General features: G+C 73.3%; 16 protein-coding genes. 9 read left to right on the top strand and 7 right to left on the bottom strand.

Features of this window, described 5'->3' with window-relative positions; genetic code table 11:
- Window positions 1–211 precede the first annotated feature (211 nt).
- On the top strand, window positions 212–3,550 hold the full coding sequence (locus tag ACWC9R_RS11160; RefSeq protein ID WP_450730647.1) for a S41 family peptidase: 3,339 nt from the start codon (window positions 212–214) through the stop codon (window positions 3,548–3,550).
- A 487-nt stretch (window positions 3,551–4,037) separates the two neighbouring features.
- Entirely contained in the window at window positions 4,038–4,667 is a 630-nt protein-coding gene (locus tag ACWC9R_RS11155) for a hypothetical protein (RefSeq protein ID WP_450730543.1), read from the top strand.
- 154 nt (window positions 4,668–4,821) lie between these two features.
- Here ACWC9R_RS11155 and ACWC9R_RS11150 read toward each other — a convergent pair whose 3' ends face one another.
- The 4 genes from ACWC9R_RS11150 to ACWC9R_RS11135 all read right to left on the bottom strand — a co-directional run bounded on the left by ACWC9R_RS11150 (window position 4,822) and on the right by ACWC9R_RS11135 (window position 8,611).
- Window positions 4,822–5,079 (bottom strand): hypothetical protein, encoded by a 258-nt coding sequence (locus ACWC9R_RS11150; protein ID WP_450730542.1) that lies wholly within the window; start codon window positions 5,077–5,079, stop codon window positions 4,822–4,824.
- Window positions 5,080–5,226: 147 nt separating this feature from the next.
- On the bottom strand, window positions 5,227–6,108 hold the full coding sequence (locus tag ACWC9R_RS11145) for an SDR family oxidoreductase (RefSeq protein ID WP_450730540.1): 882 nt from the start codon (window positions 6,106–6,108) through the stop codon (window positions 5,227–5,229).
- Window positions 6,105–7,088: an alpha/beta fold hydrolase gene (locus tag ACWC9R_RS11140; protein ID WP_450730538.1), complete on the bottom strand. Its 984-nt coding sequence runs from the start codon at window positions 7,086–7,088 to the stop codon at window positions 6,105–6,107. Before ACWC9R_RS11140 ends, ACWC9R_RS11145 begins: the two co-directional genes overlap by 4 nt.
- A complete protein-coding gene (locus ACWC9R_RS11135) occupies window positions 7,085–8,611 on the bottom strand; it encodes a flavin-containing monooxygenase (RefSeq protein WP_450730536.1) in 1,527 nt (508 codons plus the stop codon). Before ACWC9R_RS11135 ends, ACWC9R_RS11140 begins: the two co-directional genes overlap by 4 nt.
- A 217-nt stretch (window positions 8,612–8,828) precedes the next feature.
- On the opposite strand from ACWC9R_RS11135, the gene ACWC9R_RS11130 reads away from it, so the two are divergent.
- Window positions 8,829–9,662, top strand: coding sequence for a MerR family transcriptional regulator (locus ACWC9R_RS11130; RefSeq protein ID WP_450730534.1), 834 nt, complete (start codon window positions 8,829–8,831; stop codon window positions 9,660–9,662).
- A 31-nt stretch (window positions 9,663–9,693) separates the two neighbouring features.
- On the opposite strand, the gene ACWC9R_RS11125 is transcribed toward ACWC9R_RS11130, so the two are convergent.
- Window positions 9,694–11,763, bottom strand: a complete 2,070-nt coding sequence (locus tag ACWC9R_RS11125) for a BTAD domain-containing putative transcriptional regulator (RefSeq protein WP_450730533.1) — start codon at window positions 11,761–11,763, stop codon at window positions 9,694–9,696.
- 365 nt (window positions 11,764–12,128) lie between these two features.
- On the opposite strand from ACWC9R_RS11125, the gene ACWC9R_RS11120 reads away from it, so the two are divergent.
- Window positions 12,129–12,641 (top strand): stress protein, encoded by a 513-nt coding sequence (locus ACWC9R_RS11120; protein WP_393361307.1) that lies wholly within the window; start codon window positions 12,129–12,131, stop codon window positions 12,639–12,641.
- 181 nt (window positions 12,642–12,822) lie between these two features.
- On the opposite strand, the gene ACWC9R_RS11115 is transcribed toward ACWC9R_RS11120, so the two are convergent.
- Both ACWC9R_RS11115 and ACWC9R_RS11110 read right to left on the bottom strand, forming a co-directional pair.
- On the bottom strand, window positions 12,823–13,164 hold the full coding sequence (locus ACWC9R_RS11115) for a hypothetical protein (RefSeq protein ID WP_450730531.1): 342 nt from the start codon (window positions 13,162–13,164) through the stop codon (window positions 12,823–12,825).
- A 176-nt stretch (window positions 13,165–13,340) separates the two neighbouring features.
- Entirely contained in the window at window positions 13,341–14,144 is an 804-nt protein-coding gene (locus ACWC9R_RS11110) for an exodeoxyribonuclease III (protein ID WP_450730529.1), read from the bottom strand.
- A gap of 67 nt (window positions 14,145–14,211) precedes the next feature.
- On the opposite strand from ACWC9R_RS11110, the gene ACWC9R_RS11105 reads away from it, so the two are divergent.
- From ACWC9R_RS11105 to ACWC9R_RS11085, 5 genes are all read left to right on the top strand, one after another.
- Window positions 14,212–14,697, top strand: a complete 486-nt coding sequence (locus tag ACWC9R_RS11105) for a GNAT family N-acetyltransferase (RefSeq protein WP_450730527.1) — start codon at window positions 14,212–14,214, stop codon at window positions 14,695–14,697.
- 147 nt (window positions 14,698–14,844) lie between these two features.
- Window positions 14,845–15,774 (top strand): ABC transporter ATP-binding protein, encoded by a 930-nt coding sequence (locus ACWC9R_RS11100; RefSeq protein WP_450730525.1) that lies wholly within the window; start codon window positions 14,845–14,847, stop codon window positions 15,772–15,774.
- Window positions 15,771–16,790, top strand: coding sequence for an ABC transporter permease subunit (locus ACWC9R_RS11095; protein WP_450730524.1), 1,020 nt, complete (start codon window positions 15,771–15,773; stop codon window positions 16,788–16,790). Before ACWC9R_RS11100 ends, ACWC9R_RS11095 begins: the two co-directional genes overlap by 4 nt.
- 160 nt (window positions 16,791–16,950) lie before the next feature.
- A complete protein-coding gene (locus ACWC9R_RS11090; protein ID WP_362602551.1) occupies window positions 16,951–17,346 on the top strand; it encodes a GntR family transcriptional regulator in 396 nt (131 codons plus the stop codon).
- Between the two features lie 185 nt (window positions 17,347–17,531).
- Window positions 17,532–18,317 carry a MerR family transcriptional regulator gene (locus tag ACWC9R_RS11085; RefSeq protein WP_450730522.1) on the top strand — a complete coding sequence of 262 codons (786 nt, stop codon included), beginning with the start codon at window positions 17,532–17,534 and terminating at the stop codon, window positions 18,315–18,317.
- Window positions 18,318–18,463 lie beyond the last annotated feature (146 nt).

Raw genomic sequence — 18,463 nt, 5'->3', positions numbered from 1 at the left:
GCGGGTCCCGCCCGGGCACTCTCCCCCGATGGCACATCCGTGCGAACGGGCGGACGCCGGTGCCCGCGGGCCGTGCGCGGGGCGGCCGTCACCCGTCCGGGTTGCCGCCCTCTGCCCGTGCCGAAACGATGGGTGCGTGAGCGATGCACCCGAGGCCGTCGGGCAGCGCCCGGAGCCGGACCCCGCCAAGCCTGGTGGGCGGCTGCGCCGGATGCCGGCCCGGCCGGACCCGCCCGGCGGCTCCTATCTGCGCTTTCCGCATCTGCACGGCGACCTGCTCTGCTTCGCCGCCGAGGACGACCTGTGGATCGCCCCGCTCGCCCCGGACGGCGGGGAGCCCGGCCGCGCCTGGCGGCTGACCGTGGACCGCACCCGCGTCGGCCACCCCCGCTTCTCCCCCGACGGGCGGCAGATCGCCTTCACGACCTGGCGCAGCCTCGACCCGGAGGTCCATCTCGCGGCGGTCGAGGGCGGCCCGGCCCGCCGGCTGACGTACTGGGGCAGCACGGACGCCCGGGTCTGCGGCTGGGCGCCCCCCGACCACGAGGGCCACAGCCACGTCCTGGCGGTCTCCTCGCACGGCCAGCCGTTCTCGTACTACTCGTGGGCCTACAGCGTGCCCACCGACGGCAGCCCCGGCGGTCACCTGCCCTGGGGGCCGGTCTCCGACATCGCGGTCGCCGATGTCGGAGGGGAGCACCGCACCCTGCTGCTGACCGGCAAGCCGCCGCACGAGCCGGCCTCCTGGAAGCGCTACCGGGGCGGCGCGATGGGCCGGATGTGGCTGCACGGCACCCGGCTGCTGCCGGATCTGTACGGGCACCTGGACTCGGTGATGTTCGTCGGCGGCCGGATCGCGTTCCTCTCCGACCACGAGGGCATCGCCAACGTCTACTCCTGTCTGCCCGACAGCACCGACCTGCGCCGCCACTCCGACCACGCCGACTTCTACGCCCGGCACGCCTCGACCGACGGCGAGCGGATCGTCTACCAGTGCGCCGGTGACCTCTGGCTGATCGACGGCCTCGGCCCGGACGCGGTGCCGCGCAGGCTGGCGGTGCGGCTGGGCGGTCCGCGGGCCGGGCGGCGCGGCTACCAGGTCCCGGCCGCCTCGCACGTCACCGCGCTCGCGGTGGACACGACCGGGCGGGCCAGCGCGGTGGGCGTCCGCGGCAGCCTGTACTGGCTCACCCACCGCGACGGCCCGGCCCGGACCATCCACGACGTCCCCGGCGTACGGGTCCGGCTCCCCGAGATGCTGGGCGCCAGCGGCCGGATCGCCTATGTCACCGACGCCGAGGGCGACGACGCGATCGAGATCACCAACCTGCCGCGGGCCAGCGCGGCGGGGGAACCGCGCCGGCTGGCCGCCGGTGAACTGGGCCGGGTCCACGAGATGACCGCGGCGCCGGACGGCGAACGGCTGGCGGTGGCCGCGCACGACGGCCGGCTGCTGCTGGTGGACGTGGCCCGCCCGGAGGAGGGGGCGGGCACCGAGGAGGCCGGCTCCGGCGGGGTCACCGAGCTGATCCGCTCCGTCAACGGCCCGGTCCGCGACCTGGCGTTCTCCCCCGACTCCCGCTGGCTGACCTGGTCGCACCCCGGCATCGGACGGACCCTGCGGCAGATCAAGATGGCCCGGCTGTCCGACGGGCACATCGTCGACGTCACCAACGGCCGGTTCGAGGACGAGCAGCCGGTGTTCACCCGCGACGGCCGCTATCTGGCGTTCCTGTCCTGGCGCGGCTTCGACCCGGTCTACGACGTGCACACCGGCGACCTGTCGTTCCCGCTGGGCTGCCGCCCCCACCTCGTCCCGCTGTCGTCGGCGACCCCCTCCCCCTTCGCGCTGTCCCCGGAGGGCCGCCCCGCCGCGGGCGGTCTGGACCCGGACGAGATCCCCCCGCCGGCCGGTGAGGGGCCGCTGCTGGTCGAGGTGGAGGGGCTGGAGAACCGGGTCACGCCGTTCCCGGTGGCGGCGTCCAAGTACTCGTCCCTGGAGCCGGTCGGCGGCGGCGGGCTGGTCTGGCTGCGCTGGCCGATCTCCGGCGCGCTGGGCGAGACCTTCGCCAACCCGGCCGAGACCTCCGGCCGCCCCACCCTCGAACACTTCGACCTGACCAAGGCCCGGCGCACCGAACTCACCAGCTCCCTGGACGGGTTCGCGCTCAGCGGCGACGGCTCCCGGCTGGTCGTCAACGACGAGGGCGACCTGCGCGCGGTACCGGCGACCGAACCACCCGACAGCGACTCCACGGTCTTCCTGGACCTGCGGCGCATCCTGCACGACGTCGATCCGGTCGCGGAGTGGCACCAGGCGTTCGAGGAGGCGGGCCGGATCACCCGGGCGTACTTCTGGGAGCCTCGGATGTGCGGGGTCGACTGGGACGCGGTGCTGGCGCAGTACCGGCCGCGGCTCGACCGGGTCGCCTCCCCCGACGAGTTCGCCGATCTGCTGCGCGAGGTGATGGGCGAACTCGGGACCTCGCACGCCTATGTCACCGGCGCGCGCCGCAACGAGGGGCCGCCGCACTACCAGCGCGCCATGGGCCTGCTCGGCGCGAACCTCGTGTGCCGGGACGGCCGTTGGGTGGTCACCCGGATTCTGCCCGGCGAGTCCTCGGACTCCAGGGCCCGTTCCCCGCTGGCCGGTACGGGTATCCGCGAGGGCAGCGCGCTCACCCATGTCGACGGCCGCCCGGTGGACCCGGTGACCGGCCCCGCTCCCCTGCTGGCCGCGGCCGGCGGCACCACCGTGGAGCTGACGTTCTCCCCGCCGGACGGCGAGGGCCCGGCCCGCCGGGTCGCGGTGGTCCCGCTGGTCGACGAACGGCCGCTGCGCTACCAGGACTGGGTGGCCAAACGCCGCGCGGTGGTACGGGAGTTGAGCGGCGGCCGGTGCGGCTATCTGCACATCCCCGACATGGGCGGCTCCGGCTGGGCGCAGTTCAACCGCGATCTGCGGATGGAGGTCTCCCGGCCCGCGCTGATCGTGGACGTCCGGGGCAACGCGGGCGGCAACATCTCCGAGCTGGTGATCGAGAAGCTGACCCGCACCATCATGGGCTGGGACCTGACCCGGGACGCCGAGCCCGTCTCGTACACCAGCAACGCGCCGCGCGGCCCCGTCGTGGCGGTCGCCGACGAGATGACCTCGTCCGACGGCGACATGATCACCGCGGCCTTCAAGCTCCAGGGCCTCGGCCCGGTGGTCGGCATGCGCACCTGGGGCGGGGTGGTCGGGATGACCGGCCGCCACCGGCTCGCCGACGGCACCGCGATCACCGTCCCGATGAACGCCGCGTGGTTCCGGCTCTACGGCTGGGGCGTGGAGAACCACGGCGTCGAGGTCGACATCGAGGCCCTGCGCTCCCCGCTGCACTGGGCGGAGGGCCGGCACCCCCAGCTGGGCGTCGCGATCCGCACCGCGCTGGAGCTGCTGGAGCGGCATCCGGCGGCCACCCCTCCGGACCTGTCGGACGTGCCGGACCTGCGGCGGCCGCCGCTGCCGCCGCGCAGCGGAGGGACGGCGGAGGCGGCCGGGGCCTGACGCGCACCGGTCCGCGCCGGTGGCCCGCTGTCCGCAGTGGCCCCCCATCTCCGGTGCCCCGCTGTCCCCGGTGGCCCGTTGTCCCCGGTGACCCGCCGCCTCCGGTGACCCGCCGTCTCCAGTGACCCGTTGTCCCCGGTGGCCCGTTCGCCTCACCCCGGGCCGATCAGGAACGTCCGGTCGTCCGCTCCCGCACAGGACGTCGGCGAGCGTGCTGCCGGCGAGCGCCTCGCCCCGCTCCGCCGCCCGCTGTTCGAGCTGACGACAGGTCAACCCGGGCTGTTCCCTGAGCTGTTGTGTCAGGCCGACGAGTTCGGCCGCGTGACCGGACGACCGGTGCCCAACTGACCTGCACGAACGGCCGGGTTCCGGTCCGAGACAACCGATCATCTTCCGGTTACGTGCTCATTACATGGCGGTCCTAGCGTTCCCGGCCGGGGCCTGCGCACGAGCCCCGGCACCACCCCACCGCAACGGAGACTCACCCATGGCAATCCGTCACCGGATCGCGCCGCTGGCCGCCGTGCTGGCACTGGCCGGCGGCCTGACCGCCACCGCAGCAGCCCCCGCGCTGGCCGCCCCGCCGGCGTCCGGGAAGACCACCGAGGCCGCCGCGGCCGGCGGTACGTACCTCTACTTCAACAAGAACCAGAGCGACCCGGGCGACTCGCGGCTCTACCTGATGAAGAGCGTCCCGGACGCCAAGGACACGGTGCTCGCCAAGTACCGCGCCGGCTCCGGCGACGGCGGCCCCAACGGAAAGGACGAGTGCGCCACCTCGCAGGGCTGGCTGCCGAACGGCAGCTACCAGGTGCTGGCCCACGACGCGCACTACAACGGCGGGGACCAGGGGGTGAACGGGAAGGTGATCCACGTCCAGGACAAGGTGTGCGGGAACGGCCGGACCACCCGCGCCGAGCTGTTCGTGCACAGCGAGATGTGGCCCGAGGGCAGCCAGGCCGACCCGCAGCCCGGCAAGGACAGCCCCTACCGCTGGGAGGGCGCCGATGACTACCGCTCGCTGGGCTGCATCAAGCTGAGCCCGGACGACATCACCAGCCTCTTCACCAAGGCCGGGCGCTACGGCTGGCCGACCGAGCTCAAGGTCGTCAGCTGACCGCGGCCACCGACTGACCTCACGGTCACGGGCGTTGAGGGAAACGGGGTAACGGGGCAGCAGGGCAACACGGTGGGGCGCACCCGGTCGACCGGGTGCGCCCCTTCACGCTTGGCGCGTACGTCGCCGTGCGTGGTGTTCAGGACGAGCCACGTCAGCTCTGGTGACGGCCCTCGGCGGCGTCCATCGCGTCCTGGGCCGGCCGGCGGCCCTGCTGGCCGCGCTCACGGGGCTGCTGGCCGCGGTCCTGGCCGCCCTGGCGCCCGTTCTCACGGTCCTGGCGCTGACCACCGCGCTCGTGGTCCGGGCGCTGGCCGCGCTCGTTGCCCTGCTCGCGAGCGTCACCCATGGCCATGTGCGCCTGGTCCTTGCGCTCGTTGGCCTTGTCCTGGAACTGGTCCTTGATGCCCATGCTGTTCACTCCTAGTGGGGTGTAAAGGGGGGTTTTGGGCCCCGTTCAGCGTGACACGCCCGGACATTGCTCGCATTTCGATCACGGTTGACTACGCACCGTGAGCATCTTGGGGGCTCGGCGGCTCGGCCCTGGCTCAGCGGCCGCTCACCGGTCCGCCCGCGCCTTCTCGTCCGCCTCGCCCCCGGCGCCCACCAGCCCGACCCGCATCCCGTCCAGCCGGTCCCCGAAGCGCCGCATCTCGCGCCGCCCCGCCGTCCCGATGAGCGAGGGCAGATATCCGCGCACCGCCTGCATACCGCGCAGCCAGCCCTGCCCGTAGACATGCGCGGAGCGGCGCTCGATGCCCGCGACGATCCGGTCGACGGCGGGTCCCAGCGGATAGGTGCGGTTCGCCGGCCAGGGCAGCCGGGAGCGCAGTTCGCGCATCACCTCGTCCTGGTCGGCGCCCCGCACCATGTCGGTGTCCGTCCAGCTCAGATAGCCGACGCCGACCCGTACGCCCTTGTGGCCGACCTCGGCGCGCAGGCAGTGCGCGAACGCCTCGACGCCCGACTTGGACGCGCAGTACGCGGTCATCATCGGCGCCGGGGTGATCGCGGCCAGCGAGGCGATCTGCAGGAAGTAGCCGCGGGACGCCGTGAGGAGGGGGAGGAAGGCGCGGCCGGTGACCGCGCCGCCGATGAGGTTGACCTCGATGACCCGCTTCCAGGCGACCGGGTCGGAGTCGGCGAACGGCCCGCCGGTCGCCACCCCGGCGTTGGCGACGACCACATCGGCCTTCCCGAAGCGGTCCTTGACCTCGCCCGCCACCCGGGCCATCGCCTCGTGGTCGGTGACATCGGCGTGCCAGTGGTGCGCCGGGCCGTGCAGACCGGCGGCGACGGCACGCAGTGCGTCCGCTTCCAGGCCGACCAGCGCCAGCGTCGCACCGCGCGCCGACAGCTTCCGCGCGAGCAGCGCACCGACCCCGCGCGCCGCACCGGTCACCACGACGACCTGCCCGGTCAGATCCCTGCTCGCCCTCATGCCGTCTCCCCCTTCTCCTGCCGTGCGCCGTGCGGCACTTCGGCGGTCGCGGCCGCCGGCGCCCCGGCGCTTGGCAGGTGGTCCCGGACGAGGGTGCGCAGCAGCCCGGAGACCGCGCCGGGGTCCTCGATGGGCGTCATGTGTCCCCGCCCCGGCAGCTCGGTCAGCCCGCGGAAGTCGGGGAGGACGGAGGCCAGCCGACGGGCCTGCACCAGCGGGGTGAGCCGGTCGGCGGTGCCCGCGAGGACCGCGGTCGGCAGCTCCAGCCGGCCGGCGCCACCGGTCAGTTCGAGACCGTCCAGCACGGCGCCCCAGCGGGCCCGTACCCCGGTCGGGCAGCCGTGCACGATCCGGGCGCAGGCCTCGATCTGCTCGGCGGTGGCGCCCGGCCCCATGGTGGCGTACTTCAGGGCCCGCCGGGTGAGCGGCGAGACCGGGCCGAGCGGGGCCCGTGAGCGCAGCATCAGCTGGTGGGCGCGCCGGCGGCCCCGCGGGCCGCGCAGCGGGAACACCCGTGACTCCGCGGGCAGATCGGCGCTGCCGGTGCTGCACAGCAGCGCGGCCGCGGCCCGTTCGCGCAGCTGTGGCCGCTCGGCGGCGGCCATGATCGTCATGCCGCCCATGGAGTGGCCGCCCAGCACGGCCCGTTCGCCCGCCGCCAGGGTCGCCTCCAGTACGGCGACCAGGTCGTCGGCGAGGGCATGGGTGCTGTGGCCCGCCGGGCGGGCGGCGGGGCTGCGGCCGTGGCCGCGCTGGTCGTAGAGCACGACCTTGTGGTCGGTGGCCAGGTCGCGGACGACCGGGGCCCAGAAGGCGGTCGAGCAGGTCCAGCCGTGCGCCAGGACGACGGCGGGGGCGGACTCGGGGCCATGGATCTCGGTGTACACCCGGGCCCCGTCGGCCGAGGTGACGCTCCGCGTCGTACGCGGTACCGGCGGGGCGTAGGGGCCGCTGGTGACATGGGCGGGCCGGCGGCTCATACGGCCACCTCCGCGCGCTCGCCGGTGCTCCGGCCCGCGGCGCCGCCCGGTGGCCGCAGCACCGCGTACTCCGCGAGGTCGACCTGCCGGGTGACCTTCTTGAACTCCCCGGTCGTGCCCGGCCAGACGGTGGTGTTGCGGCCGTCGGCGTCCAGGTACCAGCTGTCGCAGCCGCCCACGTTCCACACCGTGCGGGTCATCCGCTGCTGGAGCCTGCGGTTCCAGTCCTGGACGGCGGACGGCCGGGCGTCCAGCGCGATCTTGCCGCCGAGGACGTCGAGCTGGCGCATGAAGTCGGCCAGGTAGTTCAGCTGGGCCTCGATCATCAGGATCATCGAGCTGTTCCCGAGGCCGGTGTTGGGCCCGATGATGGTGAGGAAGTTGGGGAAGCCGGCCGCGCTGGCGCCGCGCAGCGCCGCCATCCCGTCCTTCCACTCCTCGGCCAGCGTCGTCCCGTGGACGCCCGTGACGCGCTGGGCGATCGGCAGGTCCGTCACATGGAAGCCGGTGCCGAAGACGATCGCGTCGGCCTCGGTCTCGCTCCCGTCGGCCCCGACGAGGGTGCTGCCGCGGACCTCCTTCAGCCCCGCGGAGACCAGGTCCACATTGGGCTGCGCCAGCGCCGGGTAGTAGGTGTTGGAGAGCAGGATGCGCTTGCAGCCGATGCGGTAGTCGGGGGTGAGCGCGGCCCGCAGCGCCGGGTCCTTGACGGCCTTGTTCAGGTGGCTGCGGGCCAGGCGTTCGATCAGGCCCAGCTCGTTGGGGCGCTTGGTGAAGGCGCTGACCTGCAGCTCCCGGATGCCCCACAGCAGCCCGCGGCGCGCGGCCCGGGTCGCCGGGACCTTGGTGTGCAGCCATTTCTCGGCCGCGCTGATCTTGCGGTCGGCGCGCGGCAGCACCCAGGGCGGGGTGCGCTGGAAGAGCGTGAGGCGCTCCACCTCCGGCTGGATGGCCGGCACGATCTGGATCGCCGAGGCCCCGGTGCCGATCATGGCGACGCGCTTGCCGCGCAGGTCGTAGTCGTGGTCCCAGCGGGCGGAGTGCGAGACCTTGCCGGGGAAGGTGTCCAGCCCGGGGATGTCGGGCACCTTGGGGTCCGACAGCGGCCCGGTCGCCGACACCACCACATCCGCGATCAGCGGCCCGCTCGCGGTCTCCACCTCCCAGTGCAGCGCGTCCCCGTTCCACCGCAGGGCGCGCACCTCCGAGTTGAAGCGGAGGTGCGGGCGCAGCCCGAAGGTGTCGGTGACCCGCTCCAGGTACGCGCGGATGTGCGGCTGCCCGGAGAAGTTCCGCGGCCACTCCGGGTTGGGTGCGAAGGAGAAGGAGTAGAGGTGCGAGGGCACATCGCACGCACACCCCGGATAGCTGTTGTCCCGCCAGGTGCCGCCGACCGCGTCGGCCCGTTCCAGGATCACGAAGTCGGTGATCCCCTGGCGCCGCAGCCGGACCGCCGCCCCCAGGCCACCGAACCCCGATCCGATCACCGCAACCCGCACATGCCTGCGTTCGCGCCCGTCCATCCCGCCGCCTCCCGAGTCCGACGTTCTTCCTGCCATTTTCGGTGCCGTGCTCCCGGGCACGGCAGCCGTCCCAGCCCTCCGGTCAACCGCGCCAGCAATCACTGGCGCAATGGGAGCGTAGGGCAGCCACGTACCGAGCGGTAGGGGGCGGACGGCAGGAAGTTACCCCCGGTCGCACCCCGGCCCCGATACTCACCCCCCGGCATAGGCTGAACCCGTGGCAGCGAACGAGAACCCCCAGGACGCGCGGACGGAGCCCGCGGACCCCCGCCCCCCGCGCGAACTCCGGATGGCCGACCTGGCCAGGGAAGCCGGCATCACGGTCCGTACGCTGCGCTTCTACCGCGAGCGCAAGCTCATCCCGCCGCCGCGCCGCGAGGGCCGGATCGCCTGGTACAACGAGCACCACCTCGCCCGGCTGCGCACCATCGGCGCCCTCCTGGAGCGCGGGCACACCCTCGGCGGCATCGCCGAACTCCTCGCCGCCTTCGACACCGGCCGCGACGTGGGCGAACTCCTCGGCCTGGACAACCCCCTGGTCCCGCCCTGGTCCGAGGAGACACCGGTCCGCCTCACCCCCGAGGCGCTCGCCGACCACTTCAGCGAGGACATCACCCCCGAGAACCTCAGCACGTCCCTGGACATCGGCTATCTCGCCGTCGACGGCGACGAGTTCGTGCACATCAGCCGCCGCCTCCTGGACGCCTCCACCGAACTCGTCCACAAGGGCGTCCCGCTGGCCGCCGTCCTGGAGGCCGGCCGCCAGGTACGCGCGCACGCCGACGCCCTCGCCGACGTCTTCACCGGCCTCATCCGCACCCACCTCCTCTCCGACGTCCTCGGTCGCCTCGCGGCGTGCGAGGACGTCGCCCCCCACGAGGTCGACCGGATCAGCGAGACCATCGAGAAGCTCCGCCCGCTCTCCAAGGGCGTGGTCGAGGCCGAACTGTCCATGGCCATGGACCGCCGGGTGCGCGCGGAGGTGGCGAAGTGGCTGCCCCCGGAGAGACCGGCGGGACCGGAGGGGCCGGACGGACCGGAGCAGAGGTGACCGCGGGCCGCCGGGGGACGGCCTCGCGCCGTCACCGCCCGTGGAGCGCCATGTGGTCCCGCAGCCGCTCCCGGGCGAGGTCCCGGTCGGCCGGGGTCTCCTCGGACGCGACCCGCTGCGCGGCGTAGAGGCGCACCAGCTCGGTCCGTACGTAGTGCCCCTGCGCATGCTCCTCGACCAGGTGCGCGTCGCTCAGTTCGGCGAGGTGGCGGTGGGTGCGTTCGGCATCGCGGCCGGCCAGGGCCGCGGCGGCGGGCAGGTCCACGTCCGGGCCGGGGTGGAGCCCGAGGAGACGGAACAGCCGGGCCGCCCCGCTCGACAGTGCGCGGTAGCTGAGATAGAGGCAGGCCTCCACCGCCAGGTCGGCGTCGTGTGCGGACAGTTCCTGGAGCCGGCGGCGCTCGTCGGCCAGCTTCCCGGTCCAGCAGCCCAGTGGCCAGTCGGGGTGCGCCATCAGCCGGGCCGCGGCGATCCGCAGCGCCAGCGGCAGCCGGTCGCAGCGCTCGACGAGCTCCCGGGCGGCCGCCGGGTCCGCCGCGAGGCGCGCCGGGCCCAGCACGTTGGCCAGCAGCTCCAGGGCGTCGTCCGCGGCGAACGGCCCCACCGTGACCAGGGCCGCGCCGTCCCGGACCACCAGCCCGCTCAGCCGCCGCCGGCTGGTCACCACGGCCAGACAGCCCGGCGTCGCGGGCAGCAGCGGGCGCGCCTGTTCCGCCGTGCCGGCGTTGTCCAGCACCACGAGCATCCGCCGCCCGGCGAGCAGCGCACGGTAGAGCGCCGAGCGCTCCGCCAGTCCGTCGGGTATCCGCCCCTCGGGCACCCCCAGGGCCCGCAGGAACATCCCCAGCACGGTGTCGGGCCGCATCGGGGGACGCTCGAACCCCCGCAGATCGGCGAAGAGTTGCCCGTCGGGGAACTCCGCCCGGTGGCGGTGCGCCCAGTGCACCGCCAGCGTGGTCTTGCCGGCCCCGCCGCCACCCGCGAGCACCACACAGTCCGGCCGCGGCAGCCGGTCCAGCGTCTGGTCCAGCGCGACGATCTCCCGCGCCCGTCCGCAGAAGTCGGCGATACGGGGCGGGAGTTGGGCCGGTCGGGGCGGGGGCGGGGTGGAGGGGCGGTCGGGTCCGTAGGGGCTGGCCTGGCCGTAGGGGGCAGTCGGGTCGTAGGGGGCGGCGGGGACGTACGGGTCGGTGAGGTCGTATGACGAGGTGGGGCCGGGGTGGGGGCCGCGCGGCGCGGCCGGGCCGGGGGCGTACGGCGCGGCCGGATCGGGGGCGTACGGCGCGGCGGCACCCGGACCGGAGCGGACGCCGGCCCCGGGACCGGCACCGATACCCACACCGGCACCGACACCGGACCCGGCCCCCACCCCGCTCCCGGCCCGCGCCTGAGTGGCGAAGGGCGGGGTGGCCACGGGCTTCCCGCTGAGCACCGCCAGATAGGTCTCGCTGAGCGCCGGGCCGGGGTCGATACCCAACTGCTCTTCCAGATGGCGTCTGGTGCGGTGGTAGTGGTCGAGGGCCTCCGCCTGTCTGCCGCTGGCCTGGAGGGCGCGCATCAGGAGCGCGGTCAGCTCCTCGTGCAGGGGGTGCTCCGCGAGCCAGGCGGTCAGCTCCGTGATCAACTCCCCGTAGCGGCCCAGCATCAGCAGCCTGGAGCCCAGCTCCTGCAACGCCGCCACCCGCGCCTGCGTCAGCCCGACGCCCAGCATCCGCCGCACCCGCTCACCGGGCACGTCCGCCAGCGCCTCGCCCCGCCACAGCCCGAGCGCCTGGCGCAGTTTGGCGACGGCGGTCCGCGGCTCGTCCTCATAGGCGCCGGACACCAGGTACCGGAAGCGGTTGACGTCCACCGCGCACGGATCGGCGAGCAGCGCGTACCCCTGGCCGCGGGTGGCGATTTCGGCCTGGCCGACCAACAGCCGCCGCAGGCGGTGCACATGATTGTGGACCACACCTCTCGCCCTGGCCGGCGGGTCCGCGTCCCAGGCCAGGTCGATCATTCTGCTCACCGTGATCACCTGATTGACCTCGCTGATCAGAATCGCCGCCACACTGCGCAGCCGGCCGGTTCCCAAACTCAGCAGTCGCCCATTGTTCACTTCAATTTCAACTGGCCCTAGTAGCCGCAACTGAACCATTGTGACCTCGACTTCACGCCGCCGGTGGACGCACGGCAAACCGCCCCTTTTTCCAGGAAGACCACCGATAGGAACACAGGGTTCCGTTTCCCTCATTCGCTCTCACTATATGGACACAGTCAGCGAATTGACGAAAAGTCAAGAAAACGCGGGCCGTTGACGGACTCCGTGATCACGACGTGAGCGAATCATGAGCCGGGCCGCGAATCATCGTTTCCGCACCGGCGCAGTGGCATTCCCCAGCGGCTGCCCCGGGCCGCCTCTCCGTCCCCGCAACCGCACCGGGGGCGGGGAGGTCTGCCACCCCCTACACATGGAGGACAACCATGTCCCGGAAGAACCTCGTGAAGAAGAGCCTCGCCGCAGCCGCTCTGTGCGCCGCGCTGACCGGCACCGCCGTGGCCTTCCCGGCGACCGCCTCGGCCACGCCGGTGGCCGCCGCCGCGGCCGCGGGCGAGTCGCCCGTCAGCGTCGGCGCCAACGCGAACCTGAACCTCAACGTCGACGTTCTGGGCATCGCCAACAAGATCGAGGCGTCGATCAAGACCGCCCAGAACCGCGAGGGCTTCGTCAAGAGCTTCATGGAGTCCGCGTTCTACGCGGCCGGCGGCAAGTACAACGTCATGGTGCACAACCTGAGCCAGCCGTACGAGGACCACTTCAACGGCGTGAAGTCGTTCGGCACCGCCACCTACGACGGCGTCGTCTACGGCATCTGGGTCTTCGAGGACGGCGAGTTCACGAACCAGGGCGACGGCGGCTACATCAACTGGGCCTTCCGCGGCATCTGGGAGCGCCCCGACAACGGCGGCTACGTGAAGTTCTCCCGCGTCTCCTGACCCCTCCCCTCACAACTCACAACGGCCCGCCGGCCCACCCGGCGGGCCGTTGTGCATACCCCCCACCGCAACACAAAAGCCCCGAGATATCCCTTGCGCAGGACCGCCCCCTGAATTCCCTGCGGCCGGACCTGGACACCGCAGGCGGAATTGCGGCGCGAGAGGGCCCCTCTTCCGGGCGTCAGTCGTTCCGCCGGAAGAACCCCCGCACCTTCTTGACGCCGCGATAGCCCACGTAGCCGAAGAAGCCGACGTAGACAACGAGGACGAGGACCACCTCCCACGGCTCCTTCAGGTGGGAGTGACCGTTCGTCCCTACGCTGTGGCTCCTGTAGGCGAGTTGCACCTTGCCGACGCCGGCGCTGCCGAGCTCGCCGTGACGGCCGCTGGGGGCACTGTGACCGCCGCCCCGCCCGTACGCGACACGCGAGACCGCGTCGTTCGACGGCGCCGCATGGGCGGCCGTGGCCGGCGCGGCCCCGAGCAGGGCAGCAAGCAGCAGAAGGACGGTTGCCGGACGCATGAAGATGAAGACTCCCTGGATGGCGGCGGATCACCGCCGCGTCATGTACACGGCGATGCACGCTAGGGCATCCGGTGGGCGGGTGCCACCTGCGCCCACCGTGCGAGAGCCGCAGGAGCTCCGTTCCTCGCCGGCCCTTCACCAGCGGTTCCCGTGCGGGGCGTCCCGGCAGTGAACTACCGCTCGAACACCACCGTCACCGGCGCATGGTCCGACCACCGCTGGTCATGGCTGGCCGCCCGCTCCACGTAGGCCTTCGTCGCGCGGGCGGCGAGGCCGGGGGTGGCCATGGCGTAGTCGATGCGCCAGCCCGCGTCGTTGTCGAAGGCGCGGCCCCGGTAGGACCACCACGAGTACGGGCCGTCGGTGTCCGGGTGCAGGGCGCGGACGACGTCCACGTAGCCGCCGTGGGTCTCGTCCAGGACGTCGGTCAGCCAGGCGCGCTCCTCCGGGAGGAAGCCGGCGTTCTTCCGGTTGGCCTTCCAGTTCTTGAGGTCGGCCTCCTGGTGCGCGATGTTCCAGTCGCCGCACACCACCACCTCACGGCCGTCCGCCGCGGACCGCTTGCGCAGGTCGACGAGGTAGGGCAGGAACTCCGCCATGAAGCGTTCCTTCTCGTCCTGCCGCTCCGTGCCGACCTCGCCGGAGGGCAGGTAGAGGCTGGCGACGGTCACGCCGGGCAGGTCCGCCTCGACGTAGCGGCCGCTGCCGTCGAATTCCGCCGAGCCGAAGCCGACCCGGACGCGGTCCGGCTCCCGCCGGGTGTAGAGCGAGACGCCGGCGCGCCCCTTGGCGGCCGCCGGCGCGTGCACGGTGTACCAGCCCGCAGGCTGCCGCACCTCCTCCGGGAGCTGGGCGGCCTCGGCCCGTACCTCCTGCAGGCACACCACGTCCGCCGCGGTCCCCGCCAGCCACGGGACGAATCCCTTCTTGGCCGCGGCGCGCAGCCCGTTCACATTCACAGAGGTCACGGTGAGCATCCGGGCACGATACCCACCCCCGGTGGCTCCTCGCGCCGGGCACCGGCCCGCCCGTACGATTTCTGGAATGGAGATACGCCCCGTCCGCTATGACCACCCCGACGCGGTCACCCTCGACGCCCTGGTGCAGCAGGAGTACGCCTGGCGCTACGGCGACGACGGCGACATCACCCCGCTCGCCCCGGAGATGTTCGCCCCGCCGCGCGGCATGTACCTGATCGCCTACGACGGGGCCCGCCCGGTGGCCACCGGCGGATGGCGACAGCAGGAGGACGCGGCGGAGGGGTACGCGGTCGGCGACGCCGAGATCAAGCGGATGTACGTGGTGCCGGAGGCGCGCGGGCGGGGGCTGGCACGGCAGATCCTCGCCGTCCTGGAAGCCGACGCACGCGCCGCGGGGCGCTCCCGCATGGTGCTGGAGACCGGGATCAAGCAGCCCGAGGCGCTGGAGCTGTACGCCTCGTGCGGCTATGTACCGGTCGAGAAGTTCGGCCTCTACCGGACGTACGACGACAGCCGCTGCATGGCGAAGTCGCTGGCCGCGGAGGGCTGAGGCGGCCGGACCGCCCCGCTCCCCCGAGCGGGCGGCCGCCCCGCCCGCCCGCTCCTCGCACCGCCCCTCCCCCTCCCTTTGTTGACAGGCGTCCGGGCCGCTCCCCATACTCATTCCACTAATCAACTAGCTAAAGGGGGGATCTGGGTGAGCGACCCGAGCCCATGGGCCATCGAGGCCGAAGGACTGGGGAAGCAGTACGGTCGCGGCTGGGCGCTGCGGGACTGCTCCTTCCGGCTCCCCGCGGGCCACATCTGCGCCCTCGTCGGCCCCAACGGCGCCGGCAAGAGCACCTTCCTGGGCACCGCGACCCGCCTGGTGCAGCCGACCACCGGCACGCTGAAGCTGTTCGGCGTCCCGGTCTCCGACCCGGAGGTCCTGACCCGGGTCGCCTACCTCGCCCAGGACAAGCCCCTCTACCCCCGCTTCACGGTGGCCGAGACGCTGCGGCTGGGCCGTGAGCTCAACCCGCGCTGGGACCAGGAGCTGGCCGAGCGGATCGTCCGCTCCGGCAAGGTGCCGCTCAACGCCCGCGTCGGCACCCTCTCGGGCGGCCAGCGCACCCGCGTCGCCTTCGCCCTCGCCTTCGGCAAGCGGCCCGAGCTGCTGCTGCTCGACGAGCCGATGTCCGACCTCGACCCGCTCGCCCGGCACGAGCTGTCGGGGCTGCTGATGGCCGAGGCCGCCGAACACGGCACGACCGTCCTGATGTCGTCCCACATGCTCTCCGAGATGGAGGTCATGTGTGACTACCTCCTCGTCCTCACCGAGGGCCGGCTGCGGATGGCCGGCCAGACCGAGGACCTGATCCCCGCGCACCTGCTGGTGACGGGCGTCGCCGAGGGGGACGACGGGGTGCCCGAGGAGCTGCGCCGGCAGCACACCGTGGTCGAATCCCGGGTCACCGGGCGGCAGTTCAGCGCCCTGGTGCGGGCCGGCGGCCCGCTCTCCGACAGCTGGGAGGTGCTGGCGCCGAGCATGGAGGAGGTCCTGCTGGCCTACCTGCGCGCGCCCGACGCCCCCAGCCTGATCGCGGACGAGGCCCGCGTCGACGGACCGCGGGAGGCCGCGGCGTGAGCACCACCCGCACGTCCGGCGCCGCGGACGTCACGGCCGCGGCGGCCGGGGCGAGCGGTACGGCCGGCGCCCGCCGCGGGCTGCTGCACGGCCTGCCCTGGCTGGTCTGGCGCCGGCACCGCGCCCTGCTGCGCACCACCCTGGTGGTCACCGCCGTCGGCTGCGCCGTCTTCGCCTACCAGCGCATCGGCGTGCAGGACTTCCTGCACGACCACGGCGGCACCCCCGACGCCGACGGGCGGCTGTACACCGAGTTCCAGAGCCGGTTCGGCCGCATGTTCGGCCTCGACTTCGCCCTCGTGCAGTACTTGCCCGTCCTCTTCGGGATCTTCCTCGGCGCCCCGCTGATCTCGGCCGAGCAGGAGCACGGCACCGTCAAGCTGGTCACCACCCAGTCGGTGAGCCGCAGCCGCTGGATCGCCGCCGCGCTGGGCCTGCCGCTGGCCGTCGCGGCACTGTGCACCGCCGCGCTGTCGGCCGTCCTCACCTGGCTGTGGGCCCCCGCCCACGCCCTGGTCAACGGCGGCGACTGGCTGACCGGCGGCGCCTTCGACAGCACCGGCCCCATACCCGTCGCCAGGACCCTCTTCCTGGCCGCCTGCGGTGTCGCCCTCGGCATGCTGATCAAGCGGGTGGTACCGGCCATGGCGGCCACCGCCCTGCTCACCGCGGTCACCGGCCTGCTCTGGGCCGAACGGGTCCGCCCCCGGCTCGGCACCCTGCGCAGCTCCACCTACCCGTACGGCTCCGACAGCGGCCCCGCCCTGCCGCCCGACGCCGTACGGATGGACGACTGGGTGTCCACCGCGGACGGCAGGCTCTACGGCTTCGGCACCTGCACCGGCGGCGACGCCCAGGCCTGCCGCGCCAAGCTGGGCATCGTCAGCCGGGTGACCCAGTACCTCGACTACGGGCAGATGGCGGGGATGCAGTGGCTGGGCGCGGCGCTGCTGCTGGCGCTGACCGCCGCGGTGCTGGCGTTCGTCGTCCGGCGGACCCACCGGCGGCCGCTCTGAACGGGCGGCGGCGCGACGGCCGGGACGGGCGGCCGGACATGTGTTCCCGCCGTACGGGGCACGTCCCGGGCGGCGCTTTGACACCCGGCACGGCCGGGCCGATCATCAAGCGGTCGGGCAGTCCGGCACACAGGACGGCACGGACGAAAGCAGCAGAGAGGTGGTGAGCGTCGTCGAATTCCGGATCGACCGGCGCAGCGGTGTCGCCACCTACCTCCAGATCGTGCAACAGGTCCAGCAGGCACTGCGGTTGGGCGTCCTGGTGGAGGGCGACCGGCTGCCGACCGCCGCACAGGTGGCCGCCACGACCAAGGTCAACCCCAACACGACCCTCAAGGCCTACCGCGAACTGGAACGCGAGGGCCTAGTCGAACCGCGCCCCGGCCTCGGCACCTTCGTCAGCCGCACCCTCGCCCGCCCCCAGTCCGCCGCGGACACCCTGCTCCGCGAGGAACTCCGCGCCTGGATGGACCGGGCCCGCGCGGAGGGCCTGGCCCGGGAGGACGTCCAGGCCCTGGTCAGCTCGGTGCTCCAGGACCGCTACCCGGACGGCTGAGGCGGACGGGGCGATGGTGCCGGGGTACCGGCCCACCGCTCCGCCCCCCCGCTCTCCCGCTCTCCCGCTTGACCCTCACCCGACGTCAGGCCGCACGGTGACGGAGCGGCACGGCCCCGGCCACCGGTGACCGCACCACGGAGGACAGCGGGCCGGCCGGACATCACGGGAAGAAGGGCGCTGCGATGAGCTACTCGGTCGGGCAGGTCTCCGGTTTCGCGGGGATCACGGTGCGGACCCTGCACCACTACGACAAGGCCGGCCTGCTCTCCCCCAGCGACCGCAGCCCCGCCGGCTACCGCCTCTACAGCGAGGCCGACCTCGCCCGGCTCCAGCAGATCCTCTTCTACCGGGAACTCGGCTTCCCGCTCGACGAGATCGCCACCATCCTGGAGGACCCGCAGGCCAACGCGCTCGACCACCTCCGCGCCCGGCACCGCCTCCTCAACGACCAGATCGCCAAGCTGCACCGGCTGGTCGAGGTCGCCGAACACGCCATGGAGGTCCAGCAGACCGGCGTGGAACTGACGCCCGAGGAGCGGTTCGAGGTCTTCGGCGAGGTGACCTTCGACCTCACGTACGCCACCCAGGCCCACCTCAAATGGCAGCACCGCGAGGGCCATCAGCGCTCGATGGCACGGGCCGCCGCGCACTCCAAGGAGGACTGGGCGACGATCATGGCCGAGGCCGCCGACTGGCGCCAACGGCTCCTCGCCGCCTTCGACGCCGGGGAACCGGCCGACGGCACCGCCGCGATGGACCTCGCGGAGGAGCACCGGCAGCACCTCACCCGCTGGTTCACCCCGTGCCCCACCGACATGCACGGCCGGATCGCCGACGACTTCGCCGCCGACCCCCGCGCCTTCGCCCTGCTCGTCCCGCCCACCGAACAACGCCCCGGCCTCGCCCCGTACCTGCGCACCGCCGTCCACGCCAACGCCGTCCGTCGGTCCCCTGCCCACGAGGACTGAGACACCCCACGGGGCCGCCCGGGGTCGGGTAGCCGCGGGCTCACGGCGCAGAGGCGCGGTACGGGACTCCCGCGCGGAGCGGGGACTCCCGCGCGGTACGAGCACTCGCTCCCCCGCCCATCCACCCACCCGCTCCGCCCGAAGAA

It is taken from the genome of Streptomyces sp. NPDC001219 (assembly GCF_053597915.1).
Note: the sequence above shows the minus strand (reverse complement) of the source record. Positions and strands in the feature narration are given on the sequence as shown.